Origin of the sequence: Streptomyces sp. NBC_01775 (assembly GCF_035917675.1) — a bacterium.
Taxonomy (GTDB): domain Bacteria; phylum Actinomycetota; class Actinomycetes; order Streptomycetales; family Streptomycetaceae; genus Streptomyces.
Window position 1 is genome coordinate 6,452,245 of record NZ_CP109104.1, and the last position, 25,644, is coordinate 6,477,888.

Consider the following 25,644-nt stretch of genomic DNA (forward strand, 5'->3'; position numbering starts at 1 on the left):
GGATCGTCATGCAAAAAGCCAGTGTTAGGCATAATGTCGCTTTCAGGCGAGTGAGAGTGTGACGACATGAGACCTGTCCTTGCACGGGGTGGGTGGCGTCTGGCAGGGCAGATGCTGCTCTTCCAGGTCGGGGTCATCGTGCTCGTCGTCGGCATCGGCGCCGCGGTGAGCATCAGCTCCTCGATCCGGGCCGCCAACACCGACAGCCGTGACAAGGTGCTCGCGATCAGCCGGACGCTCGCCCGGTCCCCCGGGGTGGTCGCCGCCGCCCGGTCCTCCGATCCCTCCCGCACACTCCAGCCCGTGGCGACCAGCGTGCAGAAGGACACCAGAACCAGTTTCGTGGTCTTCATGAGCCCCGCCGGGATCCGCTTCACGCATCCGGACCCCGCCCGGATCGGAGGTCGCTTCCTCGGCGACATCGATGCGGCCCGGCGCGGAAAGTCGTTGACCGAGACCTACGAGGGCACGCTGGGCGAATCCGTGCGTGCCGTGGTGCCGATCAAGGACGACGGCCGGGTGGTGGGTCTGGTCTCGGTCGGCATCCTGCTTCGTCAGGTCAGCGCGCAGACGTCGAACCAGATCCCGATTCTGGTCGGGCTGGCGGTGCTGGCGCTGGCGATCGGCACCGTCGGCTCGGTACTGCTGGCGCGCCGGGTGCGACGTCAGACGCTCGGCCTGGACCCGGCCGAGATCGCCCGTCAGTACCAGCACAACGACGCGGTGCTGCACGCGGTACGCGAAGGTGTACTGATCGTGGACGGCGAGCGGCGGCTGACGCTGGCCAACGACGAGGCCCGCCGCCTGCTGGATCTGCCGGCGGAAGCCGAGGGCACCAACGTGGACCAGCTCGGACTGCCCCCGCGCACCGCGGCACTGCTGGCCTCGGGGCGCGTGGCCACCGACGAGATGATCATGGTCGGTGACCGTCTGCTCGCCGTGAATCAGCGGCGCACCGACGACTACGGGGCCGGGGGCAGCACCGTGGTGACGCTGCGCGACTCCACCGAGCTGCAAGCCCTGACCGGCAAGGCCGAGACCGCCCGCAGCCACCTGAAACTGCTCTACGACGCCGCCGCGGACATCGCCACGACCCTGGATGTGACCCGGACGGCGGAGGAGTTGGTGCGGGTGGTGGTGCCCCGGCTCGCCGACTTCTCCAGCGTCGACCTGGTGGAGCCCGTGCTGCGGGGCGAGGAACCGGTCCTCGTCCACGGCCTGGTCCCGGTGCACCGGGTCGCGGTCCACGGGGTCCGTGACGACCACCCGTTCTTCCCCGCGGGTACCCGGCTCACCCTGCCGCCGACCACGCCGCAGGCCGCGGTGCTCGGCGGTGGCCCCGGCGTCCTCATGACGGATCTGCGCACCGCCTCCCGCGCGTGGATGGCGGTGGACGAGGAACAGGCGCAGCACGTCATCGACTACGGGATCCACTCCCTGATCCTCGTCCCGCTGCGCGCTCGCGGAGTGCTCCTGGGGATGGTCAACTTCTGGCGCGGCAGCGGCTCCGAGCCGTTCGGGGAGGAGGACCTCTTCCTCGCCCAGGAAGTCGTCGCCCTGGCAGCTCTGGGCGTGGACAACGCCCGCCGCTTCGCCAGCGAACACGCCACCGCCGTGACGCTCCAGGAGAGTCTGCTTCCCCGCGCCAACATCACCCACCCCGCCTTGGAGGTGGCGCACCGCTACCTGCCCGCCCAGGCCCTGGTCGGCGGGGACTGGTTCGATGTGATCCCGCTGACGGGTTTCCGCGTCGCGCTGGTGGTGGGTGACGTCGTGGGCCACGGCCTCCAGGCCACGGCCACCATGGGCCGGCTGCGCACGGCCATCCACACCCTCTCGGCGCTGGACCTGCCGCCCGACGAACTCCTCGCCCGGATGGATGAGCTGGTCACCCGCGCCGATCAGGAGGAGACCGCCCGCAGCCGGACCCCGGTCTCGGGGGCCACCTGCCTGTACGCGATCTACGACCCGATCGGCGGCGGCTGCACCCTGGCCCGTGCCGGGCAGCCGCCTCCCGCGCTGATCACCCCGGACGGGAGCGTGGAATTCCTGGAGCTGCCTCCTGGCCCGCCGCTCGGTATGGGAGCCGGTCTGCGCTTCGAGGCCGCGGAGCGGCAGCTTCCCGAGGGCAGCCGTCTGGTCCTGTACACCGATGGCCTCGTCGAGGACCGCGGACGGGACATCGACGTCGGCCTCGACCTCCTGCGCCAGGCGCTCCTCAGCAGCGGCCCGACGCCGGAGCAGACGTGTACGGAGGTCCTTGAGACGGTGCTGCCCAGGCACCCGGCCGACGACGTCGCCCTGCTGGTGGCACGCACCCGGCTGTTCCACAACGACCAGGTCGCGCGATGGGACGTCGAGCCCGACCCGGCGGCGGTGGAACCGGTACGTACCGCGGCTACCCAGCAGCTCGCGGAATGGGGGCTGGAAGAGGCGGCGTTCACCACCGAACTGCTGCTCAGCGAGCTGATCACCAACGCCATCCGCTATGGCGCGCCGCCCATCCAGGTCCGGCTGATCCGTAACCACAGCCTCTTCTGCGAGGTCTCCGACGCGAGCAGCACCTCACCCCATCTGCGGTACGCGGCCGAGATGGACGAGGGCGGGCGCGGCATCTTCCTCGTCGCCCAGATGGCCGAGCGCTGGGGAACGCGCCACACGACCTCCGGAAAGATCATCTGGGCGGAGCAGGCCCTCTCCTGAGGTGCGCCGGCTCGCCGCGTGCGGTGCCGCGGAAGGTCAGGGGCGTGCGGCCGTCGCGGCTGCGGAAGAACTTGCTGAAGTCGCCCGGATCCCGGAAGCCCAGGCGGCGGCCGATGTCCGAGGCGGGCGCGTCCGTGTGGACGAGCATCCGGCGGGCCTCCAGGAGGACGCGGTCGTCCAGGAAGGTCTTGGCGGTGCGGCCGGTGGCGGCCTGGGTGGCGCGGGTGAGGGTGCGCGGACTGTAGCCGAGGGCCGCGGCGTAGTCGGCGACCCGGTGGGTGCGCGGGAAATCTCGCTCGACGGCGGCCTCGAAGCGCCGGAAGGGCCCGTCCGGCCGTGCTGCCGGAGTGCCGGCGGGGCCGGCATGGGCGAGCCGCAGCAGCAGCACGGACAGCAGCATCCGCAGGGTGTCGAGGTGGGCGTCCAGCGGGATGGAGGCCAGGTCGGCGTGTTCGAGGGTGAGATGGCGCAGGGCGAGCTCGACGGCGTCGGCGTGCGGACCCTTCGGCACCAGCGGGTCCCGTTCGTGGGGCGGCTCGGCGGGGACGAATCCCGGCTGCCAGATCACCAGCACGCTGTCCGCCGGCGGCTCGTGGCCCGCGGCTCCGCTGCCGCGCGCGTACTGGTGCACCTGGCCGGGGCGGACCCGGAGCCAGCCTCCCGGCTCGATGACGTAGTCCGAGAAGTCCACGGTGTGCGGCAGCGGGGTGCCGTCCGACGGCACGTGGATCAGATGGTGGAAGGCGGGGCGCTGGGGCGCGGCAAGGTCGAGGGCCCGGTGCCGGCCACGGGAACGCAGTTCGGCGGTGTCCAGCACGTCCATGCCGATGGGAGCGGAGAGCGAGGGCCGGTAGGCGACATCGGTGATCCCCGTCATCGCCCCGACCCGCCCCGTTCCGCTCGCGGCCGTCGCCGCCTCAGCTGCGGCACGGGGACGCTCCGGTGCCGCCGCCCCCGAGGTGTCCGATTTTCCCCATCATGGGTCCCGAGCATACCGCCGTCGGGTGCCGAAGCGCTCCTAGCGTCGGACGGGACGGGAACACGGGACCCGAGGGTGAGGACCGACTGGGATGCGACTGATCGTGGGAATGACCGGGGCGACGGGGGCGGTCTTCGGAGTACGGCTGCTGGAACTGCTCGCCGAACTGCCCGGCGTCGAGACCCACCTGGTGCTGAGCCGGTGGGCGCGCACCACCGTCGAGCTGGAGACCGGGCGCTCGGCGCGGGAGGTCGCCGCGCTGGCGGACGTCCTCCACGGCCCCGAGGACCAGGGCGCCACCATCTCCTCCGGCTCCTTCCGCACCGACGGGATGGTCATCGCTCCGTGCTCCATGAAGACGCTGGCCGGCATCCGGGCGGGTTACGCGGACGGCCTGGTGGCGCGCGCCGCCGATGTGGTGCTCAAGGAACACCGCCGGCTGGTGCTGGTGCCCCGGGAGACTCCGCTCAGCGAGATCCATCTGGAGAACATGCTCGCGCTGGCCCGGATGGGCGCCCGCATCGTGCCGCCGATGCCCGCTTTTTACAACCATCCGGCCACCGTCGAGGACATCGTCGACCACCTCGTGGCCCGCGTCCTCGACCAGTTCGAGCTGCCCGCGCCCGCGGCCAGGCGCTGGGCCGGGCTGCGCTCCGCACACCGGAACGGTCAGGCCGCGGCGACCCGCTGACGGCAGCCGTCCGCCCGTCCGCCCGTCCGTGCGCGGCTTCGGCCACCCCCCGAAGCCGCACCGCTTCCGCGCCCCTACCGAACGAGGAGGAGCCTGCCATGGCTCATGACGATCTGCGTACATTCCTGGACACCCTGGAGAAGGAAGGACAGCTTCTCCGGGTCACCGACGAGGTGCTGCCCGAACCCGATCTGGCCGCCGCCGCCAACGCGGCGGGACGGATCGGCGAAGGCGCTCCAGCCCTCTACTTCGACCGCGTCAAGGGCTTCGACGACGCCCGGATCGCGCTGAACGTGCACGGTTCCTGGCGCAACCACGCGCTGGCGCTCGGCCTGCCCAAGGAGACCTCGACCAAGGAGCAGGTGGAGGAGTTCGCCCGCCGCTGGGACGCCTTCCCGGTGGCCCCCGAACGGCGCGAGGACGCGCCCTGGCGGGAGAACACCGTGACGGGCGACGACGTCGACCTGTTCGGCATCCTCCCGCTGTTCCGGCTCAACGACGGTGACGGCGGCTTCTACCTGGACAAGGCCGCCGTGGTCTCCCGTGACCCCGAGGACCCGGAGCACTTCGGCAAGCAGAACCTCGGCACGTACCGGCTGGAGGTGATCGGCCGCGACCGCCTGGCCATCCAGCCGGTGCCGATGCACGACATCGCACAGCACCTGCGCGGCGCCGAGGAGCGCGGCGAGGACCTGCCGGTCGCCATCACGCTCGGCAACGACCCGGTGATCCCGATCGTCTCGGGCATGCCGATGGCCTACGACCAGTCCGAGTACGAGATGGCGGGCGCGCTGCGCGGCACACCGCTGCCGATCGCCACGGCGCCGCACACCGGCATCGACGTGCCGTGGGGCGCCGAGGTGGTCATCGAGGGGGTCATCGAGTCGCGGGTGCGTCAGATCGAGGGCCCCTTCGGGGAGTTCACCGGGCACTACTCCGGCGGGCGGCGGATGCCGGTGGTCCGTATCGACCGGGTCTCCTACCGGACCAGCCCGGTGTTCGAGTCCCTCTACATCGGCATGCCCTGGACCGAGTGCGACTACCTGGTCGGCCCCAACACCTGCGTGCCGCTCCTCAAGCAGCTCCGGGCGGAATTCCCCGAGGTGCAGGCGGTCAACGCGATGTACACCCACGGACTCCTGGTGATCATCTCCACCCGGAAGCGGTACGGCGGCTTCGCCAAGGCGGTCGGTATGCGGGCCATGACCACCCCGCACGGTCTCGGATACGTCTCCCAGGTCATCGTGGTGGACGAGGACGTCGACCCCTTCAACCTGCCGCAGGTGATGTGGGCCCAGTCGGCGAAGGTGAACCCCCGGGAAGACGTGGTCGTCATCCCCAATCTCTCGGTCCTCGAACTGGCTCCCGCCGCGGCCCCGGCGGGCATCACCAGCAAGATGATCATCGACGCGACAACGCCTGTGCACCCCGACGAGCGCGGCAACTTCAGCACGCCCGCCAAGGATCTGCCGGAGACCGCCGAGTGGACCAGGCGTCTCCAGTCGTTGCTTGCCGATCGCTGAAGCGGACCACCACGACCTCACGACCCCACGACCCCACGACAACATCCGAGAACCGCCCCGGCCGAGAAGCAGAGGTATCCCGTGAATCCCGAGATCTGTCCACGCTGTGCGTTCGAAACCCTCGACACCCTGGCGACCTCCCCCGTCCCGGATGTCTGGGAGGTGCTCCAGTGCCGGCAGTGCCTCTACACCTTCCGCACCACCGAGCCGGTCCGGCGCATCCACCGGGAGCACTACCCCGAGACCTTCCGGATGACCGCGCAGGACATCGCGGAGGCCGTCGAAGTGCCGGCGGTGCCGCCGCTCGTCCCCCGTTGAACCGGTGACCGTTTGACCCATGCCGGCGACCAGCGACCGGCGACCGATAACCGGCGACCGGTGCCGGCAGTCGGTGACCGGTGCCGGCCGTCGGCGACCGGCGACCGGCGACGGACCGGGTGGGCGAGAACAGGCCGGAATCCGTCAGCCCCCGGACTGCCCGACGGCACGTCTTCCGGGGGCTTCGGCGTGTGCGGTCACAGCTGTCCGGCTTCCGGCCTGCCGGCGGGCAGCGGGGACAGCCGGAGGACCTCCGCCGGGGCCAGCAGCCGGGAGTCGACCGCGGCGTGCAGCTCCTTCAGCGCGTCGCCACCACCGTGCTCGTCCAGGTGCCCCTCCGTGGACCACTTCTCGACGAGCACCAAGCGGCCGTCCGTCTCGTGCAGGGCGTACAGCTCGCAGCCCGGCTCCTCGTGCACCCGCTCGGCGGCCGTACGCAGCGCGCTCCGTACCAGGTCATGCGCCTCGGGACGCGGGCGGAAGCTGGCGACGACGACCACCGGGGACTGTGCGGAGGTGCTCATTCGACTCTCTGCTGCAAAAGGCCGACGACGTCGTGAAGAGCCCCGTCAAGCAGGTGCTGCGCGACGGGAGAAGGGCGGCGGACGTCCCGTTGTCACCGTGCCTCTCGATGACGTACGGGACGACGCCGCCGGTGCCGGGCGGGCCGTCGCGCGGGCGCTGACGAACGCCGCCCCCGGCACGGTCGTCGCGTCCGACGCGGTGACGGACGAGGACATCGCCCTGATCCATCAGGGCCTGGAACAGGCGTGGGCCGCGGGCCGCGAGGTCGTCGTCCGCTGCGCCGCGCCGCTGGGCCCGCTGCGCCGCGGCCCTCAGCCCGGGGCTGCTGCCGACGCCGCTCACCCGTCCGCCCGGCCCGGTGCTGGTGGTCTGCGGCTCCCACACCTCGGGCGCAACGGCCCAACTCGCCGCGCTGGAGCGGGAACACGGCATCCGCCCCGTCGTCCTCGCCACCCCGGCGGCGCTCGCCGACCCGGCCACGGCGGGCAGCGAGCTGGTGGCGCGTGCGCGCGACCAGCTGCGCCGGCACGGCGTCGCCGTCCTCGCCGGCGAGCGGCAACGCCGGGCGCAGGACAACACGCTCGACCACGGGGAGCGCGTGATGACCGCGCTGATGGCGGCGGTGCGGGAGCTGTCGGGCGAGGTCGCCGCCGTGATCGCCAAGGGCGGCATCACCTCGGCCGAAACCGCCAGGACAGGACTGGGATCCGCCGCGGCACGCGTACGCGGGCAACTGCTCGCCGGGATCAGCGTCTGGGACCTGACCAGGCTCGATGGCGCCGAGCCGGTTCCGTACGTCGTGGTGCCCGGCAATGTGGGTGACGAAGGGACGCTGGTGGAGGCGGTGCGCCGGCTGGGGGTCGAGGCCGCTTCCTGTACGGCGGGGCGGCCGAGCGCCTTGTAGCCGCCAGCGGCCCGCGTGCGGATGTGAACCGGTCGGTGGTCGCGGACGTATTGAAGTGCGTTCCAAGCACGGGTCTGGACCTGACCATTGACCAATTGGTCCAGTCCCATTCCTCCCCCGGAATGCACGACCAGCAACACGACCCCCCGCATCCCACACGCGAGGTGACCATGTTCCGATCGGACACAGACGACTTTTCCCCCTCCAGACGACTCCGCCTGCCCCGCCGCGGGGTCATCGCCATTCTGGGCGCCCTGTGCGCGGCAGCCCTGGCCGCGACCCTGCTCTCGGTCAACGGATCGGCCGGGGAGCGCCAGGCACCGGCAGCGGCGACGAACGCGTCGGCAGGCCAGAAGAAGGTTGGATACTTCACCAACTGGGGTGTCTATCAGCGCAATTACCACGTCAAGAACATCGAGACCTCTGGTTCGGCTGACAAGCTCACCCACATCAACTACGCCTTCGGCAACGTCAAGGACGGCAAGTGCGCCGTCGGCGACAGCTACGCCGACTACGAGAAGGCGTACAAGGAAGACCAGAGCGTGGACGGCAAGGCCGACACCTGGGACCAGCCGCTGCGTGGCAACTTCAACCAGCTGCTGAAGCTCAAGAAGAAGCACCCCAACCTGAAGGTGCTGTGGTCCTTCGGCGGTTGGTCCTGGTCCCAGGGCTTCGGTGAGGCCGCCAAGAACCCGGACGCGTTCGCCGAGTCCTGCGCCAACCTGCTCAACGACCCGCGCTGGAAGGGGCTCTTCGACGGCATCGACATCGACTGGGAGTACCCGAACGCCTGTGGTCTGACCTGTGACACGAGCGGCAAGGACGCCTTCGCGAATCTGCTGAAGTCGCTGCGCGGCAAGTTCAAGGACAAGCTGGTCACCGCGGCGGTCACCGCCGACGGCACCAAGGGCGGGAAGATGGAGGCCACCGACTACAAGACGGCCTCGCAGTACGTCGACTGGTTCCTGCCGATGACGTACGACTACTTCGGCGCCTTCGACGCCCAGGGACCCACGGCGCCGCACTCGCCGATGAGCACGTACGACGGCACTCCCAAGAAGCTCTTCGACATGAAGTCGACCATCGCCAGCTACATCCTGAGAGGCGTCCCCGCCGAAAAGCTGCTGTACGGGCTCGGCTTCTACGGCCGGGGCTGGACCGGGGTGACGCAGTCGGAGCCCGGCGGCAAGGCGACGGGTCCGGCACCCGGCAAGTACGAGCAGGGCATCGAGGACTACAAGGTGCTCAAGACCCGATGCCCGGTCACCGGCAAGGTCGGCGGCACCGCCTACGCGCACTGCGGCAACGAGTGGTGGAGCTACGACACCCCGGAGACGATCGGCGCCAAGGGCGACTGGGCCGCTCAGAACAAGCTGGGCGGCGCCTTCCTCTGGGAGCTGAGCGGTGACACCGAGAACGGAGAGCTGATCAAGTCCATCCGGTAACACATCGGTAGGACCGAAGCTCGGCGCGGCACACCGCGCGTGAGGCCCCGCGGCACCATGCCGCGGGGCCTCACCCGTGTCCGCCCCCGCCGGCACCCGGACGGATCAGCTCCCCGTGCCGTGCGTGATCTTCCGTGCACAGAATGACGTCATGTCTGAGCATCGGGAACGGGGTACGAAGGCGGCGACGAGGACCGCCGCCGCCTTGAGACGGCCCTCGCGGCAGGGCGGACCGGAGGATACCGCGCGCCCGGCGGCGCGACCTGATGGCACATCGCGCGATGCCACCCGACAGCACGCTCAACGTCCCGACCGAGGCTGTACGACCCCAGGGAATTCCTCATGACTGACAGTTGCAGGACAGCGGTTCTCGTCGCTGTCGCCGGCGGCTACTTTCTGGGCCGCACGAAGAAGGCGAAGCTGGCCCTGACCCTCGGCTCGGTGCTGGCGGGACGCCGCCTGGGCCTGGACCCGCAGGAACTGGTCAACAAGGGCATCCAGAAGCTCACCGAGACCCCGCAATTCGAGCATTTGGCCGACCAGGTCAAGGACGAGCTGAGCACCGCGCTGCGCACGGCCGTCAGCTCGGTCAGCAATCGCGGTATCGAATCCCTGACCGGATCGCTTCGCGACCGTACGGGCCGCCTCGGCGCCTCGGGACAGGCGCAGGACGAGCCGGAGGAGGACGGGACAGGAGAGGAGGACGAGACCGGAGGGGAGGCGGAGAGCGGAGGGGAGGCGGAGAGCGGGCAGAAGCACTCAGGCGAGAAGCCCGCTGAGACAAGCGGCGGCGGCTCCCGGCAGAAGCCGGCCGGCCGGAGCTCATCCGGCGGGAAGACAGCCTCCAGCAGCGCACGGCCCTCCAGCGGTAAGCGGTCCTCCACCAGCACGCGGTCCTCCAGCAATACGCGCTCCTCCAGCCGGAGCGGCACGTCGTCCACGGGCAAGAAGACCGCCGGCAGCTCGGGTCGGGGAGGCACGCGCCATGGCTGAGCAGCGCAAGAGCACGGACGACGGCAGCTCGCCCCTGGACCAGTTGCGCGAGGAAATCCTGAAGTATCTGAGCGCCGCGGGCCAGCGCGCCGTCGGAAAGGTCACCGACAAGCTCACGAACCTCGCCGACCCGTCCAAGCTGCTGCCGGGCGGCGAGGACGGGGGCGGCCTCGCCGGTACGGCTTCCCGCGTGGCCCAGGGGGAGAACCCGGCCAAGGCGTTCGTCAAGGAGAAGGCGAAGGGTGCCAAGGACAAGGCCGTCGGCGCGGCCAAGGAGGCCGTCGGCGCCGAGGGCGGCAGCAAGCCGGGTGACCTCAAGGCCATCAACATCATCGAGCACGTCGACATCGGCCGCCCGCTGAGCGTCGTCTACAACCACTTCACGCAGTTCGAGGACTTCGGCAGCTTCATGAACGGCGTCAGCAGCGTGTCGGTGGACGAGGAGGACGAGACCAAGTCCACGTGGAAGGTGCGCGTCTGGCCCTCGACGCGCAGCTGGGAGGCCACCGTCTCGGAACAGATCCCTGACGAGCGGATCGTGTGGTCGTCGGAGGGCTCGAAAGGCACCACGAACGGCGCGGTCAGCTTCCACTGGCTCGACGAGAACCTCACACGGGTCGCGGTCGTCGTCGAGTACTACCCGTCGGGGTTCGTCGAGAAGACCGGCAACATCTGGCGCGCCCAGGGCAGGCGGCTGCGCCTGGACCTCAAGCACTTCCAGCGCTACGTCACGCTCCAGTCCGAGGAGGCCGAAGGCTGGCGCGGCGAGATCCGCGACGGCGAGATCGTCCGCAGCCACGACGAGGTCGTGCAGCAGGAGGAAGAGGAGCGGGAGGGCCAGGACGGCGAGGAGGAGGGCGTCGGCGAGGAGGAAGACTTCGACGGCGACGAGGAGGAGAGCGGCGAGGAGGGGGACGAGGAGGACGGCACCGAAGAGGGCGAAGAGGACGAGGAAGACCGGCGGTAGGGCGGCGGGCCGACGGCGCCCTGGAATGGCAGCGGCCTTCGCCCTGCCCGAGGCGCGGCGGAACGGGTGAGCTCCGACTGGGCCGGCCGCTGTCCTCGGCGCCGACGGGTACGGACCGACGCCGCAGCTGAGGCGCTTGTCAGGAAGAGCCGGACGCGATGAGTCCGGTGAGTACCTGACGCATCGCCCGCTCGAACAGGGCCTGTGGGTCCTGTGCGGGGTCCGCTTCGGTGTGCTCGGCCATGGCAGCCGCGACATGCGGATGCTCCCGTCGGGCGACTGCTTCGCCCAGATAGGCGGCCTGCGCCGCCTGGCGGCTCCCTGCTCAATCACAATTGTCGAGCATCACAAAAGAGAGAGGTTCGCTGTCGGGGTCCCGGACGCCGACGGCGACGCCGCGGCCGTGAGCGGCACCACGCGGAAGCTGGCTGTAAAGGAGCCGTCTGTAGGTATGTCCGAGAACCTGACACAGCGTCTGGCTGAGTACGTCCATGACCAGGGGTGGAGCAACCGAACCGCCTTCCTGGCAGACGACGACGCCTGGACGTTCGAGCAAGTCTTCGACGGTGCGGCGCGGGTCGCGAGCGGGTACCGGTCCGCGGGTCTGCACCGTGGGGACCGGGTCCTGCTGGCACTGCCCGACGGCATCGAGATGGTCTGGTGCTTACTCGGGGCCTGGCAGGCCGGATTCGTCGCGGTGCCGGTCAACGTGCAGATGAGCCGGGAGGACCTGACGCGGGACGTTGCCACGGCCGAGCCGGCCCTGGTCGTGGTCGACCCGGACACCGCCGGATGGCTCGACACCGCGGGGCCGGCCCCGGCCACCGGAGTCGAACCGCTGCTCGCGGGGGAGCCGGAGACCCGGTTCTCCGACGGCGGGGATGCGCCGGCGCTCGCCGTCTTCACATCCGGCACCACGGGCCCGCCGAAGCTGTGCTTTTTCCTCCATCGCAACTTCGCTGACGTGCGGGGCCCGAAGACCACCGGGCCAGGGACTGTCGGGCTGTCGGTGTCGCGGATGTATTTCCTGGGCGGGCTGAGCGCCCAGCTGTTCACCACGCTGGAAACCGGGCAGACCGCCGTGCTCTCCCGTCCGCGTGCGACCCCGGCCGCGGCGGTCGAGCTGATGCGCCGCCACCAGGTCACGACCTTGTTCGCGCAGCCGAGCTTCCTGGCGCGGCTGCTGCTTGAGCCCGGTCACGAAGAGGTTCTCGGACGACTTCGGCAGGTGACGTGCGCGGGGGAGGTGCTCTCCGCACGGATGCGCGAGAAGTTGGTGCCGATCCTCGGGGAGCGGCTGGTCAACGGCTATGGCGCGACCGAGATCGGCGGCATCGCCATCGGCCGGCCGGCCGCGTACGGCTCGCCCTCGGCGGTCGGGCCGCCGTTCGACGGCAGGTCGGTGCGCGTCCTCGACGCTGACGGGGACACGCTGCCCGTGGGCGGGCGGGGTGAGTTGCGCATACGCGTGCCCTTCGCCACTCGCGGCGTCGCCCGGGGCAGCCTCGGTCCCCGTCAGCTGACCGATGTCTGGTGGCCGACCGGAGATTTGGCGTCGATTGACGAGGACGGGGTCGTGCACGTGCACGGGCGGCTCGACGACGTCGAGGTGATCGGCGGGCAGAACGTGGTGCCGGGCGAGATCGAGCAGCTCCTCGAGAGCCACCCGCGCGTGCTGGAGGCGGCGGTCAGCGCGGTGCGCCGTCCGGCGGGGGACACGAGCCTGCGCGCCTATGTGGTGGGTGCCCCCGCGGCCGGGTCCGGTGAGAGTGCGGACACCGATGCCCTGGCCGCCGAGCTGGTCGACCTCGCCCGGTCCCACCTGTCCTGGTACAAGGTCCCGAACGACGTCGTATGGCTGGACGCGTTGCCCCGGAACGGGAACGGCAAGATCCTGCGCAGGCAACTCCGCGCGGACGGCCATCAGTTCGTCTGAGGGCAGGCTGTGTCCGCAGGACGGGACGGGGAAGCCCGGCCATGCGGCACATGCACCGCGGTGGGCGGCCCAGCCACCCTGGCCGGCTGGGCCGCCCTGCTCCGCCGCCGCGGGCAGCCCTGGGCCCTCGGCTACCGAGGGCTCGCGTTTCGAGCCGCGTCGGCGAGCGCCTGGTCGAGGATGGCGACCGCGCGGGCGATCTCCTCGTCGCTCGCCGTCAGTGGGGGTGCGATACGGAAGGTGCCGCCCATCCCGGGCAGTTGGACGATGTTCATGTGCAGTCCGAGGTCGAAGCAGCGCTGGGTCACCGCGGCGCCCAGGCGGTCGGCCCCTCCGTCGCCCGGAACGTGGTCGCCGACCAGTTCCATGCCCAGCAGCAGTCCGCGCCCGCGGATGTCTCCGACGATGTCGTGGCGGGCGGCCAGCTTGTCGAGACTGCCGAGCAGCGCGCTGCCGAGTTGCCGGGCTCGCTCGTCGAGCCCGTCCTCGGCCAGTACGTCGAGGACGGCGTTGCCGACGGCGGCCGGCAGCGGGTCGCTGACGTGGGTGGTGAAGAACAGGAACCCGCGATCGTGTGCCTGCTGCTCGATTTCGGGGCTGGTGACCACGGCGGCCAGCGGCAGCCCGGCGCCGAGTGTCTTGGAGAGCGTGAGGATGTCCGGGACGACGCCGTCGTGTTCGAAGGCGTACCAGTCGCCGGTCCGGCACAGCCCGGTCTGGGCCTCGTCGAGAATCAGCAGCATGCCCCGCTCCCGGCACTTGTGCGCGAGGGCGGCGAGGTAGCCCGGCGGGAGCTCGATGACGCCGCCGGAGCTGAGGATCGGCTCGACCAGGCATGCGGCGAGGCTGCCGACCGACTGCGCGTCGATCAGGTCGAAGCCCAGATCGAGCTGGCGTCGCCAGTCCAGGGCGCCGTCGGCGTCGACGATGTCGGGGTGGAAGCGGTCGGGCACCGGCAGCGCGAAGTTGCCGGGTGCGGCGGGTCCGTAGCCCTTGCGCCCGGCGCTGTAGGTCGCGTTGGCGGCGGCCTGCGTCATCCCGTGCCAGGACCGGGCGAACGAGACGATCTCGTGGCGGCCGGTCACGAGCTTCGCCATCCGCACCGCCGCCTCGTTCGCCTCCGCCCCCGTGGTCAGCAGCAGCACCTTCTCCAGCGGGTCCGGCAGCGTCGCGGCAAGCCGGTGGGTGAGCTCGACGACCGGGCGGCTGAGCATGCCGCTGTGGAGGTGGTCCAGGAGGGCGACCTGCTTGCGGACGGTTTCGACGATCTTCGGGTGGGAGTGCCCGAGGATCGCGCTCATCTGGCCCGAGGTGAAGTCGAGCAGCTCACGGCCGCTCTCGGTGAACACCGAAGTGCCTGCGGCACGGGCGATGATCTCCGGCGAGAAGGGCGCACGGCCGCTGTAGCGAATGAGGTGGCGCTCGGCGTCGTCATGGTGTGTGTGGGTGGACATGCGACCGACGTTAGGAACGCTTGTCGCGTGTGTCCATCGCACAGTTTCGACCAGCCTGTGCGGCAAAACCGTACGATAGGCCGGTGTTGAACTCTGGACGACTCCGACTGCTCAGCCTGCTTGAGATCCTGGGTACCGTCCGCGCGGTGGCCGAGACGCTGCACCTGAGCGCGTCGACGGTGTCCCAGCAGCTCGCGGTGCTGGAGAAGGAGACCCGGTGTCAGCTGCTGGAGCGTGTCGGCCGACAGGTACGGCTGACGCCGGCCGGTCTTCTGCTGGCCCGGCGGGGCCGGGACATCCTGGACCAGATGACCGAGGCCGAGGCCGAGTTGCAGGCCCTCAACGACGAGCCCATCGGTACCGTCCGGCTGGGCGTCTTCCAGAGCGCGATCTACACCCTCGCGGTTCCGGCAGCGACCCGCCTGGCCGCGACCCATCCGCACCTGCAACTCGAACTGGTCGAACTGGAGCCGCACGAGAGCGGACCGGCCCTGCGCGCCGGAGAGGCGGACGTCATCGTGACGACCACCGACTACAGGGGCCTCTCGTGGGGAGAGGACCTTGATGTCACGCCCCTGGGAATCGACCCCGTGGTGTTGGTTCTGCCGCGCGACCACCCGCTCACCTCGCGGACGACGGTGAACTTGGCGACCTGCGCGGAGGAGACCTGGGCGTGTGACCGCGCGCAGTCCTACATGGCCGATCTGACCCTGCGGCTGTGCCGGGAGTCGGGCTTCGAGCCCCGGGTGGTATGCCGCTTCAGCAACTACCTGATGCTCCTGATGCACGTCGAGACGTGCCGCTCCGTGGCCCTGCTGCCCTCACTGGCGATCACACCGGATCATGCGGTCGCCACCCGCGAGCTCAGCCCACCGGTACACCGCAACATCGCCATCGCGGTCCGACGCGGCACCACGCAGCGCGCCGCGGTGACCGCGGTCGTCTCGGCGCTGCGCGACCACCAGGACATCCCGGCCCTCTCCGCACCCGCCGAGCCCACGACGGGACCCGCGTCCTAGGCCGTACCGGTGCGCCGGAACTCGCTCGGACTGACGCCCCGGATCCGTTTGAACGCCGCACTGAACGCGAACGCGTCGGAGTAGCCCACGGCGCGGGCGATCTCGGCGACGGTCGTCGCCTCGCGCTCGGCCAGCAGGTCCGCCGCGAGCGTCATGCGCCAGCGGGTGAGGTAGGTCAGCGGCGGTTCGCCGACCAGGTCGGCGAACCGCTTGGCCAGCGTGGAGCGCGACACCCCGGTCCGGTCGGCCAGCGAGGAGACCGTCCAGGGCGCCGCCGGTTCGGCGTGCAGCAGGCGCAGCGCGTCGCCGGCCACTGGGTCCCGCTGGGCGGCGTACCAGGCCGGCGGCTCGCCGCCGGGCCGGTCGAAGTACTCGCGCACCGCGCAGACCAGCAGCCAGTCCAGCAGCCGGTCAAGGACCACCTGCTGGCCCGGGGTGTCGGCGGCGGCCTCGGCGGCCAGGTGGTCCAGCACGGGGTCGACCCCGTCGCCGGAAGCCACGCGCAGCACGACGGGCAGCGCTTCCAGCAGCCTGCGGCTGATCTCGCCGCGCACCGGGTAGGCGCCGACGATCAGCGTCGTCGCGCCGTCACCGGGGTCGCCGCAGCTGTCGTTCCAGCCGCGCCGGTGCCGGGTCCCGCCCTGCTCGGGCGTCGCGCAGTGCTCGCCGCACGCGATCGGTTCGGCCCGGGTGCCGACCTCGTCGACGAAGGTGAACGGCGCGGGGCCCCGCACGATGACCGTCTCGCCGGCGCGGAGCTGTTCGGGCGGGAGGTGCTCCGGCACGATCCAGCCCGCCCCGCCGAGGACGGTGCACAACGTCAGCGGCGCGCCGTCCACGAAGTGCAGCGCCCAGGGCGGGGACAGGGTCGAGCTGCCGAACAACGAGCCCTGGGCCCGCATCCCGCGGAAGAGGTCACCGAACGCGTCCACCCCACCGACGTTAGACGATGACACAGGTGATCCGGCTTTTCACCCATGGATTCGTCCGAGCGGCTGCCGTTGAATCGCTGCCATGAGCAACGACACCACCCTCGTCCTCGGCGCCACCGGCAAGACCGGCCGACGGGTCGCCGCCCGGTTGCGGCTGCGCGGCACGCAGGTGCGCGCCGCCTCCCGATCCAGCCGGACCCGCTTCGACTGGTCCGACCCCGACGGCTGGGATGCGGCCCTGCACGGCATCACCGCCGCCTACGTGGTACCCCCGCCCGTGCCCGGACCGGTGCACGAGTTCGTCGCGCGGGCCGAGGCCGCCGGGGTGCGGCGCCTGGTCCTGCTCTCCGGGCACGGCGCCGACACCTGGGGCGACTCCACCTTCGGGCTGGACATGCGCTCGGCCGAGGACGCCGTGCGCGGCTCGGCGCTGGAGTGGACCGTTCTGCGGCCCTCGAACTTCAACCAGAACTTCGACGAGGACCTCTTCCGCGCCCCGCTGGTCGGCGGAGAGTTGGCGCTCCCGGCCGGTGCGGTCCCCGAGCCGTTCATCGACCTGGAGGACGTCGCCGACGCCGCGACCGCGGTGCTGGCCGAGCCCGGCCGGCACGCCGGGCGGATCTACGAGCTGACCGGGCCGCGCGCGCTGACCTTCGCCGAGGCCGTCGAGCTGATCTCCCGGGCGTCCGGGCTGCCCATCGTCTACAAGCGGGTTTCCCCCGCCGAGTACACCGCGGCGCTGGTCGAGGAGGGCTGGGGCGAGGACGACGCCCACCACGTCGCCGAAATGTTCGTGCTGATGGAGCGCGGGGGGATCGCCGAAACGACGGACGGTATCGCCACCGTGCTGGGGCGTGCGCCCCGAACCTTCGAGGACTACGTCGTGCGGGCCGCGGCAGCGGGAGCCTGGCGGCCATGACCGCTCCACCGTCACCGTCAACATCTTCTGAGAGGGCCGCGATGAGCACCGTCACCAGCCTGCTGACCGCCGAGGACCTGGAGTTCCTCGGACGCCCCCTGCACGGGTTGTTGTCCGTGGCCGGGGGAGCGCAGCCGCCACAGCCCCGGCCAGTGTGGTTCGAGGCCACCGTGGAGGGGACGATCCAGTTCTTCACGGAGCCGGACTCGCTGAAGGTGCGGCGCCTGCGCCGCGACCCCCGGGCCTCGATCGTTGTCGCAGCCCCGGTGGGTGAGCGCGAGCGCTGGGTGTCCGTCGCCGGCCGCACCACGGTGCAGGCCGACGGAGCGCACGACCTGTGTTCCCGCCTCGCCGCTCGCTACTGGGACCTCGACGACCAGGCCCGGGCCGAGGATCTCGCCATGATGCTGGCCGCCGACCAGTTCCGCGTCGTCATCCACCCGGAGACCGTGCACCGCTACGCGCACTGACCGATGGCCGAGCGGCATGTGCCGCTGGGTGAGCGCGGTCCGATCCCTGGCCTGCGGAAACCGATGACAGCGTGGTGCGGCGCTTGCGCGCGCGTGCCGGACGGGCCGGGGGCGGCCCGTCCGGCACGCGGACGGTGGGCGGGAGGGAGAGGCGCGGTCAGGAGCGTCCGGCGGGCAGCAGGCCGACAGCCTTCAGCCGCTTGTTCGAGCACCGGGAGGCCCAGGCGACGACCAGGAGACCCAGGCCCAGGAGCGGGAAGCCCATGGCGATCTTGGCGAAGCCCAGCGAGCCGACCTGGTCCGAGTCGTAGAGCCACTGCTGGACGACGAACCGGGTGCCGAAGATGCCGGCCAGCACCAGGGTGGCGACGTCGTAGTAGAAGCGGGAGCGCTTGTCCGCGCGCCAGACGGTGCCCTTGCCGGTGGCCGAGTTCCAGATCACACCGGCCAGGGGCCACCGCGCCAGCACGGAGACGAGGAAGAGGACGGCGCCGCCCAGGCTCGCCCAGATGCCGATGAGGAAGTAGTCCTTGGCCGAACCGGTGTACCAGGAGATGCCGGCGGCGACCGCGACACCGAACAGGCCGCCGAGCGCCGGCTGGAGCGATTCCTTGCGCCAGAGCCGCTCTACGGCGATGCCCACCGCGAGGGCGGCGGCGGTGATGATGGCCACCTTGAGCCCGCGGACGTTGTTGGCGACGACGAAGGCCACGACGGGCAGCGTCGAGTACATCAGTCCCCTGGAGCCTCCCATCTGGTCGAGGGCCGACGCCTGCTTCCGGCGGCCTGGCACCTGCTGCGCCTGCGTGTCGGTCGCCGTCTCCTGGGAACTTGTGGTCTTCACGATGATCAGCTCTTCCGGGTTCATCTGGGGGACGAGTTGCGACGTGGCAACGTCACTTAATGACATCTTGGCATTAAGTGACGAGTCTGGCTACCCCTCGGTGTGTGACCTGGGCCACACCCGAAGTGTCTGGCTCGGCGACTGGCCCCGTGAGCCGTCCGGCGGGCGAGATGTGTGCTGCCCTCCGGTGGGTTCTGTCCCCCGCGCGAGCTACGCGCAGGTGTCCACCGTGCGGTGACGATTCCGGGCCGCCGGCTCCGTAGCGTTCGGCGCAGCCGCGGCGCTTGGGTCGCGGATCCGGCGAAGGAGCGGTCTTCGTGAGGCCGGCGTGGCAGCCCGTGGCCGTCGCGGCGGTCGCCGGTCGGCCGGGGAGCGCTGATCGGCGACGGGCGCGGTGGCGCTGTTCGGCTTCATGGCCGCTGCCGGTATCTCGCGCTTGATCGCGTCGTCCTTCTCCGCGTCAATTCTCTGAGCAGGAGTGCATTATGAAACGCAATAGCAGGAAATCTGCTCTGATCGCGCTGTGCTGCACCGTGGCCGGTGTGGGGCTTGCCGGCTGCGCGGAGTCCTCAAAGGCGGATTCGGATCCGTCCGCGAGCGAGAGCATTTCCGGTGCCGCGGCGCGGGCGGACGATGAGGGCTTGCTCACCAGAGCCAAGAAGATCAAGGTCGACGGCCGGTCGGTGAACGTGTCCTGCTCGGGCCGTTGGGCGGAGGGCAAGCCGGTCATCGTCCTCATGCACGGGGGAGGCGATTCGCTGAAGAAGCTGGCCGGCGTCCAGAAGACCCTGGGCAAGAAGAACCGGGTCTGTTCCTACGACCGGCTCGGTGCGGGCGCCAGCGACCAGCCCGAGGGGCCGCAGACCCTCAAGAGCGGCGGGAAGGTTTTGACCGGGGTGCTCGACCGGGTCGCCGGGGACCGGCCGGTCGTCCTGGCCGGGCATTCACTGGGCGGGCTGATCGCCGCCAGGTACGCCCCCGACCATCAAGACAGGGTCAAGGGGCTGGTCCTGATGGACGCCACCTCACCGACACAGCGCGCCGACCTCACCAAGGGGATCCCCGAGTCCGCCACCGGCCCGGCGGCCGAGTTGCGTGACCAGACCCTGGCGGTCCTCAACGGGAAGAGCCCGGAGAAGCTCGTGGTCCCCGACGGGAAGGTCCGCTCCGCCGGGAACATCCCCGTGGAGGTGATCAAGCACGGGAAGCAGTACCTCGCGGCCGTTCCCGAGTACGGGCCGGGCCTGGAGCGGGCGTGGACCAGGGGCCAGCACAAGTGGCTCGCGGTATCCAGCCGCAGCCACCTGAGCACCGCCAAGAAGAGCGAGCACTACATCTACCTCGACCAGCCCGATGTCGCCGTCAAGGCGATTCGGCGCGTCGCCTCACGGGCCGCGGACCACGCGTAGGCCCTGGACCGAGGATCGTCCTGCGGGGGCTGGGGACGGTGGTCATCCTGATGCCGACGGGGGCGCTCCGCCGTCCGCGCGGCGCGTCAGGTGACCAGGCCGTGGCGGTAGGCATGGACGACCGCCTGGACGCGGTCGCGGAGTCCGAGTTTGGTGAGGATGCGCGACACGAAGGTTTTCACGGTCTCCTGGCTGAGGAGAAGGACCGCGGCGATCTCGCTGTTGGAGAGGCCGTCCGCGATGAGGCGAAGGACCTCCAGCTCGCGGGGGGTCAGCGGGACGTCGTGCGGGCTGCCCTCCGCGGGCCGGACCCGGGCGGCGTACCTGCCCACCAGCTGGCGCGTCACCTCGGGGTCCAGCAGGGCCGCGCCCGTCGCCACGACCCGGATCCCGTGCAGCAGTTGGGCCGGTGGTGCGTCCTTGAGCAGGAACCCGCTCGCCCCCGCGCGCAGCGCCTGGTAGACGTACTCGTCCAGGTTGAACGTGGTCACCACGAGCACCTTGACGGGATGCGGCACCCCGGCACCGGCCAGCAGGCGGGTGGCCTCGATGCCGTCGAGCACCGGCATGCGTACGTCCATCACCACGACGTCCGGGCGCAGTTGGCCGGCGAGGTCGACCGCGGCCTGACCGTCCCCGCACTCGCCCGCCACCTCGAGGTCGGGCTGAGCGTCGATGATCGTCACCAGCCCGGTGCGGACCAGCACCTGGTCGTCGCAGACCAGGACCCGGATCGGCGCGGTCACGACGGGCTCCGCGCGGGTATACGGGCCCGCACGTAGAAGCCGCCGCCCGTCCGCCGGCCCGCGCTGAAGTCGCCGCCCAGGACGCCGACCCGTTCGCGGAGACCGGCGAGGCCCCGTCCGCTCCCGCCGGGGGATGCGGCCTGCGAGCCGGAGCCGTCCGTGCCGACCTCCACGGTGATCTCCCTTTCGCCGTGCAGCACCTGGACCGAGGTGCGGCTGCCGCGGGCGTACTTGAGGGCGTTCGTCAGCCCCTCCTGGACGACCCGGTAGGCCACGAGATCGGCGCTGCCGATCGACTCCGCCGGCGTGCCCTCCTCGGTGAACTCCACCGGCTGCCCGGCCCGCCGCGTCTGCTCCACGAGTGTGAGAAGTCTGCCGACGGACGGTGTCCTGGCCTCGGTGCCGTGGTCGGGGTTGAGCAGGTCGAGCAGGTGCCGCAGGTCGGTGATGGCCCGTCGGCCGGTGTCGGTGACGGCGGTCAGGGTCTGGTCGAGGCGCTCCGGCGCTGCGGTCAGATAGCGTGCCGCCTCGGCCTGCACGACCATCGCCGTCACGTGGTGGGTCACGACGTCGTGGAGCTCGCCGGCGATGCGGGTGCGCTCGGCGGCGCGGGTGTCCTCGGCGATGCGGTGGCGGAGTTCGGCCTCCGTGGCCCGGGTGGAGCGCAGCCACGCCCCGATGCTCCACGCGAGGGCCAGCGCCAGGTAGAACGTCACGAACCCGGCCACCGTCTCGCCCGAACCGAGCCGGCCGAGCGTGACCGCCAACGGCACGTACGCCGCGGAGAACAGGAGCGCGGTGGCGCGCCGGTGCCGCTCCAGCCGGGACCCCACGCCCAGCAGTGCGACGGGCAGCGCGGTGCCCGCGAACGAGTGGTAGCCGCGAAGCTGGTCGACGGCGAAGCCGAGCGACACCAGGGTGAGACAGACGGCCGGCCACCGTCGGCACACGGCGAGCGGGAGGCATTGGAGGGCGACCGCGACGACGGCCGGCGTGTCGAAGGGGTGGGCGGGCATGCCGCCGAGCTGCGTCCCGCGGCTGTGGAGCGACGGCAGGAGCGACCCGGCGAAGAGCAGCAGCCCGAGCGAGAGATATCCGAGCGAGAGATACCGGACCGCGCCGTCGAAGCGGCGCCAAAGCTCCGGGACCTGCCGAAGCCGCGGGACCCGGCACAGCTCCGGGATCCGCCGAAGACTGATCACTGGGGCATTTTAGTGGTGGCGTCAACCCGGTCGGCGCGACGGCGGGGCACCAGACGGCCGCGCCTGCGGGCCGCCCACATGAACACGATCGTCGCCAGCACGCAGAACAGCACCGAGAACACGCTTCCCTCGGGGCCGAAGTCGCCGCCGGTGACGAACTGCGGGCCGGACGCCGTGGTGTCCAGCAGTCCCTGGTTGGCGCCGTTGCCGGAGACCTCGCTGCTGAAGATGCCGGCCGCGGCGAAGTTCCAGCCGAAGTGCACGCCGATCGGCACCCACAGCTTGCGGGTGGCGATGTACGCGGCGGTGAGCATGCCGCCACCCTCGATGGCGACGGCGACGGTGCCCCACAAACTGGCGTCCGGGTTGGCCAAGTGGTAGACGCCGAACAGTACGCCGGTCAGTGTCATCGCGATCCACGTACCGGTGCGCTCCTCGGTGATCCGGAACAGGACGCCGCGGAAGAGCAGTTCCTCCGTCACGGCAGCGGCGGCCATGAAGCCGACGAGTCCTACCGCTCCGGTCGTCGAGCCCCGGCCGTTGATCTCGTAGTACCCGTTGGTGGCGAGTTGCAGGATGACGAGCCCGAACACCGCAAAGCCGATCAGCGTCCCCAGGCCGAGCCCGGCTCCGGCCCCCTTCGCCGCCACCTCCACGGACGGGCGGCGCTCGGTCCGCCGCACCACCCACCCGTAGGCGAGCACCGCGAGCACGGCTGTCGGGACACCGAGCGCGAGCGTGAGCCACGGGTTCCCGTCCCCCGCGGCAAGCCCCTGGCCGCCGATGAATGCGACCGCCGCGACGGCCACGAACTGCCACACCAGTCTCATGAAGACGACTCCTTGCCGGATCCGCGGCCGGAGCGCCGCGGCTGCGCCGAACGCTACGGAGTCGGCGGCCCGGAATCGTCACCGCACGGTGGACACCTGCGCGTAGCTCGCACGGGGGACAGCGCAGGCCCGCCCGGCCCAGCTGGTCCTCTTCGACCGCCTCGAAAACGAAGCCGGGTCCACCACGCCAAAGCGGCTTTTACGGGGCGACCGGGTCCCCCACGGCTCCCCCGGTGGCGTTGCGGATGGCCTGCGCGACTCGTTCGGGGGCGTCGGCGAATTCCCGGAGATCGGCGCCCCCCAGGACGGCGGCGCCGATGTCCTCACTGATGACCCGCAGAGCAGCCGCGGCTGCTCCGGCGTGCAGGCGTACCTGGAGGTCGTCGGCCAGGAGCTGAAGTCGCTCCGCGATGATCCCGGCCATCTCGCGTTCCAACTGGTCGCAGGCCATCAGCCAGGCAGTGCGGATGGCCGGCTCCGTGTCGGCCAGCCGGATCATTTTCATCGCGAGCGTGTTGTCGGCCTGCTCGACGTCGCTGGCTTCACGACCGAACCTGCGCGTCTCCGCGGAGAAATGCTCTTCGAGGGAGAGGTCCCGAGGCCAGCTGCGCAAGGCGGACATCTCCCACTCCAGGCCTTGCGAAACGATGGGCTCGGCACAGCTCTCCTTGCTGCGGAAGTGGCGCCAGACGGTGCGTGTCGACAGGCCTACGGCCTCGGCGATCTGGTCGCCGCTGGTCCCGTCCACGCCCTGCTCCCAGAACAGGCGGGACGCTTCCCGTGAGATCTCCAGTCTCAAGCGGTGGCGCCGTTGCTCACTCATCCCGCCTCCGCTGCGCTTGGTCGATGCCGCGCCGGCCATCTCCGCTCCCCTGCTCACGTGGGTACATCAACTGTCAGAGTGACAGTAAGTGACGCCCGGTGCCAGCTCGGGCCTGCCCTGCCCGCACGCTTCGTGGGCGGATCCCCGAGCTGTCGGCAAGGGGGCTCTCACCGCGGCGATTGTACAGATCAGGGGTAGTTCACCCGCTCCGGGGAAGCGGACCCTCGCGCTGTGCGATCCGTTCGTGTCCGGTGCGGACATGGTGGCGCTGAGTGCACGCGCTGCGGCTTCTGACCGGACTACGGCCTTCCCGGACCTCTACTGGTTTGTCCCTCCGGCACTCTCGGCGTGGGCCGGAGTGGCGGCGGGGCGAGCGCTGCTGGGGGCAAGAGCGGCGCCGCTGGAGGCAAGCGTGCCGCCGCTGGCGAGTCCGCCGTCGGCGATGGCGGCTTCCTCTGCGAGTCGTTGTGTGCTGTTGGTGGTCTTGAGCGGCTTCTCCTGGATGAACAGGACGGCGATCAGCGCCAGCAGGGCGAAGGGAGTCGCCCAGAGGAAGAGGTCGGCGGTGGCTGCGCCGTAGGCCTGTTCCACGAGCGCGCGCACGGGTGCGGGCAGGGCGGTCACGTCGGGGACGCGGTGTCCGGAGACATCGCCGCCGGACGATCCCCCTGCTCGCGTCTGGCCTGTGGCCAGCTCGGAGGCGACGCGGTTGGCGAGAATCGCGCCGAGGACGCTGGTGCCGACGGTGCCGCCCATGCTGCGGAAGAAGGACAGTACGGAGGTCGCGCTGCCCAGGTCGGCGGCGCGAACGTCGTTCTGCGCGGCGAGGACCAGGTTCTGCGTCAGCAGGCCGACGCCGATCCCGAAGACGGCCATGTAGAGGCTCAGCAGGCCGAAAGAAGTATCGGATCCGATGGTGGCCAGCAGCGCGAGACCGGCGGTCATGAGGGCGGCGCCCGCGACCAGGTACCGCTTCCACTTGCCGGTCGCGCTGATGAGCTGTCCGGCGGTGGCGGAGGCGGCGAGCGAGCCCAGGATCAGCGGCAGGCTCATCAGGCCCGCGGCGGTGGGGGACTTGCCCATGGCCACCTGGAAGAACTGCGACAGGAACACGGTGCCGCCGAACAGGCCGACACCGACCAGCAGGGAGGCCAGGGTGGTCAGTGCCACGGTGCGGTTACGGAAGAGGCTCAGCGGGATGATCGGCTCGGCGACCTGGGTCTCGACCCGGAGGGCCATACCCAGCAGCAAGGCTCCGCCAATGGTCAGGGCAGCGGTCTGCCAGGAGGCCCAGTCGAACTGGTTGCCCGCCATCGAGATCCAGATGAGCAGTGCGCACACGCCTGTGACGATCAGGAAGGCACCGACGTAGTCGATCTTCACCTCGCGGCGGACGGTCGGCAGGCTGAGGGTGCGCTGCAAGAGCGCGATGGCCAGGAGCGCGAAGGGCACGCCGATGAAGAAGCACCAGCGCCAGCCGAGCCAAGGCGTGTCCACCAGGACGCCGCCGATCAACGGCCCGGCCACGGTGGCGCTGGAGAAGACGGCGCCGAAGACGCCGGAGTACTTGCCCAGCTTGCGTGGCGGGATGACGGCCGCCATCACGACCTGCGTCAAAGCGGTGAGCCCACCCGCCCCCATGCCCTGCACGACCCGGCTGAAGATCAGCGTTCCGACGTCCTGGGAGAACCCGGCCACGAGCGAGCCGACCACGAACATGCCCAGGGAAAGCTGCAAGAGCAGCTTCTTGTTGTAGAGGTCGGACAGCTTGCCCCACAACGGCACGGTTGCCGTCATGGCCAGCAGCTCCGCGGTGATGACCCACGTGTAGGAGGACTGGCCGGCTCCCAGGTCGGCGGTTATCCGGGGCAGCGCGTTGGCGACCACGGTGCCGGCGAGGATGGCGACGAACAAGCCGGCCACCAGCCCCGACACCGTCTGAAGCACCTGCCGGGGAGGCAGCGTCGCCGCCTCCGGCTCCTCCACCGGGGAAACTCTGGTATTCACTACGC

Annotated in this window: 23 protein-coding genes; 13 read left to right on the forward strand and 10 right to left on the reverse strand. The window is 70.7% G+C overall.

All coding sequences use genetic code 11. The features are described 5' to 3' along the window. Window positions 1-66: 66 nt before the first annotated feature. Window positions 67-2,703: a SpoIIE family protein phosphatase gene (locus OHB04_RS28700; RefSeq protein ID WP_326690535.1), complete on the forward strand. Its 2,637-nt coding sequence runs from the start codon at window positions 67-69 to the stop codon at window positions 2,701-2,703. On the opposite strand, the gene OHB04_RS28705 is transcribed toward OHB04_RS28700, so the two are convergent. After that, entirely contained in the window at window positions 2,675-3,580 is a 906-nt protein-coding gene (locus OHB04_RS28705; protein ID WP_326808605.1) for a helix-turn-helix transcriptional regulator, read from the reverse strand. The genes OHB04_RS28700 and OHB04_RS28705 overlap by 29 nt on opposite strands. Window positions 3,581-3,773: 193 nt before the next feature. Between OHB04_RS28705 and OHB04_RS28710 the strand changes: the two genes are divergently transcribed. From OHB04_RS28710 to OHB04_RS28720, 3 genes are all read left to right on the forward strand, one after another. Further along, entirely contained in the window at window positions 3,774-4,373 is a 600-nt protein-coding gene (locus OHB04_RS28710) for a non-oxidative hydroxyarylic acid decarboxylases subunit B (protein WP_326690537.1), read from the forward strand. Window positions 4,374-4,471: 98 nt separating this feature from the next. Then, on the forward strand, window positions 4,472-5,896 hold the full coding sequence (locus OHB04_RS28715) for a non-oxidative hydroxyarylic acid decarboxylases subunit C (RefSeq protein ID WP_326690538.1): 1,425 nt from the start codon (window positions 4,472-4,474) through the stop codon (window positions 5,894-5,896). Window positions 5,897-5,977: 81 nt separating this feature from the next. Further along, on the forward strand, window positions 5,978-6,214 hold the full coding sequence (locus tag OHB04_RS28720) for a non-oxidative hydroxyarylic acid decarboxylases subunit D (RefSeq protein ID WP_326690539.1): 237 nt from the start codon (window positions 5,978-5,980) through the stop codon (window positions 6,212-6,214). Window positions 6,215-6,411: 197 nt separating this feature from the next. Here OHB04_RS28720 and OHB04_RS28725 read toward each other — a convergent pair whose 3' ends face one another. Continuing rightward, complete coding sequence (locus OHB04_RS28725; protein WP_326808606.1) at window positions 6,412-6,738, reverse strand: putative quinol monooxygenase; 327 nt, start codon at window positions 6,736-6,738, stop codon at window positions 6,412-6,414. A 359-nt stretch (window positions 6,739-7,097) separates the two neighbouring features. Here OHB04_RS28725 and OHB04_RS28730 point away from each other — a divergent pair, with 359 nt between their 5' ends. From OHB04_RS28730 to OHB04_RS28750, 5 genes are all read left to right on the forward strand, one after another. Continuing rightward, window positions 7,098-7,643, forward strand: a complete 546-nt coding sequence (locus OHB04_RS28730) for a nucleotide-binding domain containing protein (protein WP_326808607.1) — start codon at window positions 7,098-7,100, stop codon at window positions 7,641-7,643. 170 nt (window positions 7,644-7,813) lie between these two features. Then, window positions 7,814-9,088, forward strand: a complete 1,275-nt coding sequence (locus tag OHB04_RS28735) for a glycoside hydrolase family 18 protein (RefSeq protein ID WP_326690542.1) — start codon at window positions 7,814-7,816, stop codon at window positions 9,086-9,088. Between the two features lie 342 nt (window positions 9,089-9,430). After that, window positions 9,431-10,081 (forward strand): hypothetical protein, encoded by a 651-nt coding sequence (locus tag OHB04_RS28740; protein ID WP_326808608.1) that lies wholly within the window; start codon window positions 9,431-9,433, stop codon window positions 10,079-10,081. Further along, window positions 10,074-11,048 carry an SRPBCC family protein gene (locus OHB04_RS28745; RefSeq protein ID WP_326690544.1) on the forward strand — a complete coding sequence of 325 codons (975 nt, stop codon included), beginning with the start codon at window positions 10,074-10,076 and terminating at the stop codon, window positions 11,046-11,048. Before OHB04_RS28740 ends, OHB04_RS28745 begins: the two co-directional genes overlap by 8 nt. A gap of 451 nt (window positions 11,049-11,499) precedes the next feature. Then, the gene (locus tag OHB04_RS28750; protein ID WP_326808609.1) at window positions 11,500-12,984 is read left to right on the forward strand and encodes a class I adenylate-forming enzyme family protein; all 1,485 of its coding nucleotides are present in this window, start codon (window positions 11,500-11,502) and stop codon (window positions 12,982-12,984) included. 131 nt (window positions 12,985-13,115) lie between these two features. On the opposite strand, the gene OHB04_RS28755 is transcribed toward OHB04_RS28750, so the two are convergent. After that, window positions 13,116-14,438 (reverse strand): aspartate aminotransferase family protein, encoded by a 1,323-nt coding sequence (locus OHB04_RS28755; RefSeq protein WP_326690546.1) that lies wholly within the window; start codon window positions 14,436-14,438, stop codon window positions 13,116-13,118. A gap of 83 nt (window positions 14,439-14,521) precedes the next feature. On the opposite strand from OHB04_RS28755, the gene OHB04_RS28760 reads away from it, so the two are divergent. After that, window positions 14,522-15,457, forward strand: coding sequence for a LysR substrate-binding domain-containing protein (locus OHB04_RS28760; RefSeq protein ID WP_326690547.1), 936 nt, complete (start codon window positions 14,522-14,524; stop codon window positions 15,455-15,457). Here OHB04_RS28760 and OHB04_RS28765 read toward each other — a convergent pair. Then, window positions 15,454-16,389: an AraC family transcriptional regulator gene (locus OHB04_RS28765; RefSeq protein ID WP_326690548.1), complete on the reverse strand. Its 936-nt coding sequence runs from the start codon at window positions 16,387-16,389 to the stop codon at window positions 15,454-15,456. The two genes, OHB04_RS28760 and OHB04_RS28765, sit on opposite strands and share 4 nt — an antisense overlap. A gap of 82 nt (window positions 16,390-16,471) precedes the next feature. Here OHB04_RS28765 and OHB04_RS28770 point away from each other — a divergent pair, with 82 nt between their 5' ends. Both OHB04_RS28770 and OHB04_RS28775 read left to right on the forward strand, forming a co-directional pair. Further along, complete coding sequence (locus OHB04_RS28770; protein ID WP_326808610.1) at window positions 16,472-17,308, forward strand: NAD(P)H-binding protein; 837 nt, start codon at window positions 16,472-16,474, stop codon at window positions 17,306-17,308. Between the two features lie 41 nt (window positions 17,309-17,349). Beyond that, window positions 17,350-17,778 carry a pyridoxamine 5'-phosphate oxidase family protein gene (locus tag OHB04_RS28775; RefSeq protein ID WP_326690550.1) on the forward strand — a complete coding sequence of 143 codons (429 nt, stop codon included), beginning with the start codon at window positions 17,350-17,352 and terminating at the stop codon, window positions 17,776-17,778. Window positions 17,779-17,935: 157 nt separating this feature from the next. On the opposite strand, the gene OHB04_RS28780 is transcribed toward OHB04_RS28775, so the two are convergent. After that, window positions 17,936-18,622 carry a DUF3159 domain-containing protein gene (locus tag OHB04_RS28780; RefSeq protein ID WP_326692954.1) on the reverse strand — a complete coding sequence of 229 codons (687 nt, stop codon included), beginning with the start codon at window positions 18,620-18,622 and terminating at the stop codon, window positions 17,936-17,938. Between the two features lie 485 nt (window positions 18,623-19,107). Here OHB04_RS28780 and OHB04_RS28785 point away from each other — a divergent pair, with 485 nt between their 5' ends. Then, the gene (locus tag OHB04_RS28785) at window positions 19,108-20,031 is read left to right on the forward strand and encodes an alpha/beta fold hydrolase (RefSeq protein ID WP_326808611.1); all 924 of its coding nucleotides are present in this window, start codon (window positions 19,108-19,110) and stop codon (window positions 20,029-20,031) included. An 86-nt stretch (window positions 20,032-20,117) separates the two neighbouring features. On the opposite strand, the gene OHB04_RS28790 is transcribed toward OHB04_RS28785, so the two are convergent. From OHB04_RS28790 to OHB04_RS28810, 5 genes are all read right to left on the reverse strand, one after another. After that, complete coding sequence (locus tag OHB04_RS28790; RefSeq protein WP_326690552.1) at window positions 20,118-20,777, reverse strand: response regulator transcription factor; 660 nt, start codon at window positions 20,775-20,777, stop codon at window positions 20,118-20,120. Beyond that, window positions 20,774-21,979, reverse strand: coding sequence for a sensor histidine kinase (locus OHB04_RS28795; protein WP_326808612.1), 1,206 nt, complete (start codon window positions 21,977-21,979; stop codon window positions 20,774-20,776). The genes OHB04_RS28790 and OHB04_RS28795 overlap by 4 nt, the downstream gene beginning before the upstream one ends. Next, window positions 21,976-22,809 (reverse strand): CPBP family intramembrane glutamic endopeptidase, encoded by an 834-nt coding sequence (locus OHB04_RS28800; RefSeq protein ID WP_326690554.1) that lies wholly within the window; start codon window positions 22,807-22,809, stop codon window positions 21,976-21,978. Before OHB04_RS28800 ends, OHB04_RS28795 begins: the two co-directional genes overlap by 4 nt. A 199-nt stretch (window positions 22,810-23,008) precedes the next feature. Beyond that, on the reverse strand, window positions 23,009-23,632 hold the full coding sequence (locus OHB04_RS28805; RefSeq protein WP_326690555.1) for a TetR/AcrR family transcriptional regulator: 624 nt from the start codon (window positions 23,630-23,632) through the stop codon (window positions 23,009-23,011). Window positions 23,633-23,950: 318 nt separating this feature from the next. Further along, a complete protein-coding gene (locus OHB04_RS28810; RefSeq protein ID WP_405803487.1) occupies window positions 23,951-25,639 on the reverse strand; it encodes an MDR family MFS transporter in 1,689 nt (562 codons plus the stop codon). Window positions 25,640-25,644 lie beyond the last annotated feature (5 nt).

Bases quoted from the DNA above. Each gene is read 5' to 3' on its own strand.
- OHB04_RS28740 (WP_326808608.1), top strand. From the start codon at position 9,431: ATGACTGACAGTTGCAGGACAGCGGTTCTCGTCGCTGTCGCCGGCGGC.
- OHB04_RS28735 (WP_326690542.1), top strand. From the start codon at position 7,814: ATGTTCCGATCGGACACAGACGACTTTTCCCCCTCCAGACGACTCCGC.
- OHB04_RS28700 (WP_326690535.1), top strand. From the start codon at position 67: ATGAGACCTGTCCTTGCACGGGGTGGGTGGCGTCTGGCAGGGCAGATG.
- OHB04_RS28785 (WP_326808611.1), top strand. From the start codon at position 19,108: ATGAAACGCAATAGCAGGAAATCTGCTCTGATCGCGCTGTGCTGCACC.
- OHB04_RS28725 (WP_326808606.1), bottom strand. From the start codon at position 6,738: ATGAGCACCTCCGCACAGTCCCCGGTGGTCGTCGTCGCCAGCTTCCGC.
- OHB04_RS28705 (WP_326808605.1), bottom strand. From the start codon at position 3,580: ATGACGGGGATCACCGATGTCGCCTACCGGCCCTCGCTCTCCGCTCCC.
- OHB04_RS28715 (WP_326690538.1), top strand. From the start codon at position 4,472: ATGGCTCATGACGATCTGCGTACATTCCTGGACACCCTGGAGAAGGAA.
- OHB04_RS28775 (WP_326690550.1), top strand. From the start codon at position 17,350: ATGAGCACCGTCACCAGCCTGCTGACCGCCGAGGACCTGGAGTTCCTC.
- OHB04_RS28770 (WP_326808610.1), top strand. From the start codon at position 16,472: ATGAGCAACGACACCACCCTCGTCCTCGGCGCCACCGGCAAGACCGGC.
- OHB04_RS28805 (WP_326690555.1), bottom strand. From the start codon at position 23,632: ATGAGTGAGCAACGGCGCCACCGCTTGAGACTGGAGATCTCACGGGAA.
- OHB04_RS28710 (WP_326690537.1), top strand. From the start codon at position 3,774: ATGCGACTGATCGTGGGAATGACCGGGGCGACGGGGGCGGTCTTCGGA.
- OHB04_RS28745 (WP_326690544.1), top strand. From the start codon at position 10,074: ATGGCTGAGCAGCGCAAGAGCACGGACGACGGCAGCTCGCCCCTGGAC.
- OHB04_RS28750 (WP_326808609.1), top strand. From the start codon at position 11,500: ATGTCCGAGAACCTGACACAGCGTCTGGCTGAGTACGTCCATGACCAG.
- OHB04_RS28800 (WP_326690554.1), bottom strand. From the start codon at position 22,809: ATGAGACTGGTGTGGCAGTTCGTGGCCGTCGCGGCGGTCGCATTCATC.
- OHB04_RS28755 (WP_326690546.1), bottom strand. From the start codon at position 14,438: ATGTCCACCCACACACACCATGACGACGCCGAGCGCCACCTCATTCGC.